This is a genomic window from uncultured Meiothermus sp. (assembly GCF_937863175.1).
In the GTDB taxonomy this organism is placed as follows: Bacteria; Deinococcota; Deinococci; order Deinococcales; family Thermaceae; genus Meiothermus.
On record NZ_CALMCQ010000117.1, the window covers coordinates 1 to 4,938 of the forward strand.

General features: G+C 63.8%; 4 protein-coding genes. All 4 read right to left on the minus strand.

Annotated elements, in window-relative coordinates; genetic code table 11:
* Nucleotides 1-414: 414 nt before the first annotated feature.
* Nucleotides 415-2,082 (minus strand): PP2C family serine/threonine-protein phosphatase, encoded by a 1,668-nt coding sequence (locus Q0288_RS04700; protein ID WP_299427933.1) that lies wholly within the window; start codon nucleotides 2,080-2,082, stop codon nucleotides 415-417.
* A 1-nt stretch (nucleotide 2,083) separates the two neighbouring features.
* Nucleotides 2,084-2,665: an FHA domain-containing protein gene (locus Q0288_RS04705; RefSeq protein ID WP_299427936.1), complete on the minus strand. Its 582-nt coding sequence runs from the start codon at nucleotides 2,663-2,665 to the stop codon at nucleotides 2,084-2,086.
* Nucleotides 2,662-4,536: a protein kinase gene (locus tag Q0288_RS04710; RefSeq protein WP_299427939.1), complete on the minus strand. Its 1,875-nt coding sequence runs from the start codon at nucleotides 4,534-4,536 to the stop codon at nucleotides 2,662-2,664. Before Q0288_RS04710 ends, Q0288_RS04705 begins: the two co-directional genes overlap by 4 nt.
* Before the next feature lie 45 nt (nucleotides 4,537-4,581).
* Nucleotides 4,582-4,938, minus strand: a 357-nt coding sequence (locus Q0288_RS04715) for a four helix bundle protein (protein ID WP_299427942.1), incomplete at its 5' end; no start/stop codon positions are given.

Below are 4,938 nucleotides of genomic sequence, written 5' to 3' on the forward strand. Positions count from 1 at the left end.
ACTTCTTCTAGCACGGACCGAACCTTCTACGAAGTGGGATGCCAAAGGCGTTGTATCTGATGGTACGTTTTTGATAGGTTTAAACTTCTGGTTCCTCGATCCCTGGCTCGAGTAAACCCCGGGTTTGAGGGCCGCTCGCTGCCCGACTGGGTTTCTGCGTGTCTATCGCGATGCCCGCCACCCCGACCTGGCAGATTTTGGCCGAGCCGATGGGGGGCTCGCTTGGGTGCGAAGGGCAGTGCATACCCCAGGGCATGGCCATGCAGAACCCATGCTTCCCCGGCCTCGTAAGGGCTGGTGGTGAGACCCACCCGCCAGGCCGATTTGAAAGCTGGCTGGGCCGCTACACCATCCGGTTAGGGGTAGCTCGCAGGATCGCAAACCCAGTAGCGGGGCCACGGTGCTCCTTTCCGATCAGGCCCTGCGCACGATTACCAGCGCGGTGGCATTGTCCGGCGCACCGGCATCCAGTGCGGCTTGCACCAGGGCCTCGGCGGCAGCCTGGGGGCTGGAGGTTCTGGTGAGAATTGCGGCTATTTGCGGGTCGCTCACCTCACCCCAGACCCCATCCGAAACCAGCAGCAACGTTTCGCCTGCCTCCAGGTGGGCAGCAGGGGTGCCCAGCGTGGTTTCCAGCGAAATTACGTAATCCGGCTGCGGCTGGCGCAGGTTGCCCAGCGAGCGCAAAACCTGGTTGCGGTCGGGGTGATGTTGGGCTTCTTCGGGGGTAATCATGCCGCTGGCCACCAGACTGGCTACCAGCGAATGATCCTGGCTGAGCTGCTCGAGGCTCCCACGGATCCACCGATAGGCGCGGCAGTCTCCCACGTGGGCCAGCGCGTAGCGGGTTCCCACCAGCAGCACGCCCGTGAGGGTACAGCCGCCATCACGCCCGGCCAGGGCATCCAGTGCGGCCTGGTTGCTATCCCAGACCAGCCGGATGGCCCAGTCGGCCTGGGCTTTGGGATCGTCGAGGGGGTGGGGCGGACTACCGGCCACAAAAGCCTCTACAGCGGCCTGGCTGGCCACCTCACCGGCAGCCATGCCGCCCATCCCGTCCGAGACGCAGGCCCGCAGCCACAGCGTGGGGTTGCCGTGCGACTGGAAGCGCTCGAGGCGGTAGGAGTAGGAGTCTTCGTTGACCGGGCGGGTCGGGTTGAGGCCCACGCTGGTAGCGGCCCCGAGTTCCAGCACCGGATCGGGCGAACGGCTCAAACCCTTAAGCAATGCGATGGCCTGTTGGGGGGTTGGGCGCTCCTTCACCGAAGCCAACAACTGGTTTAGCACCTGCGGCACCCCGGCCAGGGGAATTCCGCTGAGCAGCAGTGGGCTGGGGCCTTCGGCGGGTAGCGCGGTTCCGCTCAGCAATTCGAACAACAATGCTCCCAACAGGTACACCCCGGTCTTGGCGTTGACGGCGGCCTCGGCCAGGATTTCTGGTGGGGTATACCCCTCGCGCCAGATCAGTCCGGCCCGCTCGCCGAGGCGGGCCAGACGGGGAGGAGGAAGCAGCCCCAAACCCTGGGGGGTGCGCAGGAGGGCTCGAGGTTCCAGGTCTACCAGGGCCAGGCCCTTAAGCTCCAGAAAATACACCAGCTGGGCCAGGGGCTGCACCACCTCGAGGGCCTGTGACAACGAAAGGGGCTGTCCGATGGGATCGCCCTCACTGGCCTCGAGGGCCACCCCTTCGGGGCCTGTGTAGACCAACCTGGGCAGCAGGCGGTGATTGCCCAGCCCAGCCAGCAGGCTGCCCTCCTGCCGGGGCTTGACCAGAAGCCGGGTCTCCCTCTGGCTGGCAGTGATCCAGCCGCCCAGATAGGCGCTGCCTGCCGTAAAGGTCAGGCTGCCCCAGGTGTGGGTGGAGCCAGGGCGGAGTTCATGGTTTTCCACCGTGGAGGGCAGGATGGTTTCCTCCAGGAATTCCCCCTCTGGTGCTGCTGGTGGGGGAGTGGGGGGTTCCATTGCAGCGGGGGCGACCTCTTCCTCGGGAGGGAGGCCCATGTCGGCATGGGTCATGCCCTCGGCCTCGGCTTGCAGAATCTCCTGGGTGTCCTGTTCGTCCACAGGACGCTCGTCTGGCATCTTAGCCCTCCTTAAAGACCAGGATCACATTGCCAAAGGCCAGCTCGTCGCCATCCTTGATCTCGCTGGGCTCGACTAGGCGGGGGGAGTAGGCATCCTCCCCGGCCCGTTTGATGAACACGCCGTTGGTGGAACCCAGGTCGCGCACTTTCCAGACCCCATCAAAAAACAGTTCCGCGTGACGGCGCGAGATATTTTCGGCCCCGGCCACCCCGGTCAGGTCAATTTCTACCGGGCCGGTGGAGGCATCGAAGCGCCCAACCACCAGGCGCGGGCCTTGCAGGGGAATGGTGTCGGTGGTGAGGGCGCCAAAGCGCTTGAAGATGAGTTGGCCGGGCCGGAAAGCGGATGCTGCAGGTGTCGCGGGTGTGGGCTCGGTGGGCGCGGCTTCGGGTGCCGGCTGGGTCTCGGCGGGTGTGGGAGCTGGAGTCTCGGTAACGACAGGTTCTGGGGCCGCAGTCTGGGTGACGACGGGTTCTGGGGCTGGAGCCTGGGTGGCTTCCGGGGTAAGCTCGACCCCGCAGCTTTCGCAGTACTGGGTTCCATCGGGATTCTCGGTTCCGCATACCTTACACACGATCATGGAGTACGCTCCTCTCTTCGCCGTTCGCGGGTCAGGCGAACGATACCACCAAAACACAGAATCAGCACGGCGACCACAATGCCGCCGGGCTCGAGAATTTCCCCCTGGGCGGGGTCGGCCCAGCGAAAAGCCGCCACCAGGCCCAGAATAATGGCCAACGGGACGCTCAGGCGTTCCAGAAGCAATACCCCCAAATAAACGGCCCCCAGGATGACGGCTGCCATGGCCCCCTGTTCGGGTAGCAACATATTGTTGTAGATGAGCAGCCCCACGCCTCCCAGCACTCCCAGGGGCAGCAGCCAGACCACCTGGGTTACCAGAAAGCTCAAAGTGTAGAAAACCCCCAGCACAATTGCGGAGTAGAACCCGGCTCGCAGCCAGGGGAAGGCCTCAGGGAAGCCAGGCACCAGGGTATTGAAGTCGCGCTGTAGCTGCTCGTCCACTGGCTGCAGGAATGTTTGCAGCGTGAGGGGACGCACCTCGAAGAACACATAAAACAGGGCCAGAAAAGCGACCAGCGTGAGCAGGTTGAGCCGGAGGTTGAGCAGTCTGGGGGTCGCCGACCGCGCTGGCGCTGGATCGGGGGTTGGGTTTGGGGTGGGGGTGGGGGGTGGTTGGGGTTGGGGAACCGGTCTGGGGGCGGGCGCTGGGGCTGGGCGTTGGACGGGAGCCAGGGTGAAGCGGGCCTCGAGGTGGTTGCCGGTGCGGAGCTGTACCTTAACTTGCTGCGGCTGAAAGCCCCTGGCGTCGGCATACAGGGTATAAGCCCCCAGGGGTAATCCCCGCAGGTCGGTGTCACCCTGTACCACCCGCTGGAAGTTGTTGGGGCCTTGCAGTCGCACGGCGGTCTGGGGCGGGCTCACCCGGATTGAAAGGCTGCCGGTAGCAGGGATGGGGGCCGGTGCGGGTTTAGGCGCAGGGGCGGGTCGGGAACGCCCTCCCTGCAGCAAGCTGCGGAACTCGGCTACACTTTGTGGGCGCTGGTCTACGCGGATTTCCAGCGCGCGGTTGACAGCGGTCTCGAGGCCATCGGGGGTCTCGCGCGGCAGCCGCAGGGGCTGGTTGCTCTGGATCCGGTCGGTGGCGGCAGGGGGAACCTCCCCCAGCAGCGCATGGTAAAGGGTGGCTCCCAGGGCATAGATGTCGGTATAAGGGCCAAACTTGCCGGCAGTGCCATACTGCTCTAAGGGTGCGTAGCCAGGTGTGACCAGACGGGTGTGGCTCACGGTCTTATTGCGGGCAAACTGCCGCGCCGAACCAAAATCAATCAGCACCACCCGGCCATCCTGGTGCAAAAACACATTGTCCGGCTTGATATCGCGGTGCAGCATGCCGGCCCCATGCACCACTTCCAGCGCCTCGAGCAGCTTAAGCGCAATACCCTGCACCTCGCTGGCGGAAAGCCGGCCCTGCTTCTCGATTCGCTTGCCCAGGGTCTGGCCCTTCAAAAACTCCATCACCAGGTAAGCGGTGCCATTCTCCTCGAAGATATCGAAGACCTGCACAATACCCGGATGGTGGAGCTTACGGGTGACCTCGTACTCCTCCTCGAACTTGTGCATGATCTCCAGGAAGCCCGCCCCGGCCAGGCCGGTCGAGGGCAGTATCTGGCGGGAGTTGGGCCGGCGGGAGGTGCCCTCGGGAAAAAGTTCCTTTATGGCCACGGGCCGGTTCTCGTGGGTATCGGCCCCCAGATAGGTGATGCCGAACCCTCCCTGTCCCAGCACCTTACCCAGGGTGTATCGCCCGTTTTTGAGCCGGGTGCCCAACGGCAGGTGGTGTACCCCGTGCAGGTCTACCCCCATCCCGCAGGCCGGACAGGCGGTGGCCTGGGGCGGTAGGGGTGAGGCACAGTAAGGGCAGGGTACCATGTTAAAGCAGGGGAGAGGGGGAGCTAGGGAGAGGGGGGAACGGCATCATCGCACGATCCAAGGGGTAGGGTTTTGAATCATGATTACCAGTTTGCCGATCACATTGTTATAAATGGTTCGTAGGTCGGCTCTTGCAGAAGAATTCAGGTAGTCGCAGGCAGCGGCAAAGTCGAGCCAGGTTTGGGTTTCGGCTGCCTCGGCCTCGGCATCGTTGAGCTTGGCCACAAAAGCTGCCTGGTAGCGTCTTTTACGCCAGGCTTCGGCCAGATTGCCGCAGACCGAGCGCGAGGAACGCCGGATCTGGTCGGTCAAAGCGTAGCGCTCCTCCGGCGGAAACTCTTTACTCAGGGAAAATACAACCATAGCCGCCTCAAACGCCATTTTGTATACATCCAAATCCCG

Bases quoted from the DNA above. Each gene is read 5' to 3' on its own strand.
- Q0288_RS04700 (WP_299427933.1), bottom strand. From the start codon at position 2,082: ATGCCAGACGAGCGTCCTGTGGACGAACAGGACACCCAGGAGATTCTG.
- Q0288_RS04705 (WP_299427936.1), bottom strand. From the start codon at position 2,665: ATGATCGTGTGTAAGGTATGCGGAACCGAGAATCCCGATGGAACCCAG.
- Q0288_RS04710 (WP_299427939.1), bottom strand. From the start codon at position 4,536: ATGGTACCCTGCCCTTACTGTGCCTCACCCCTACCGCCCCAGGCCACC.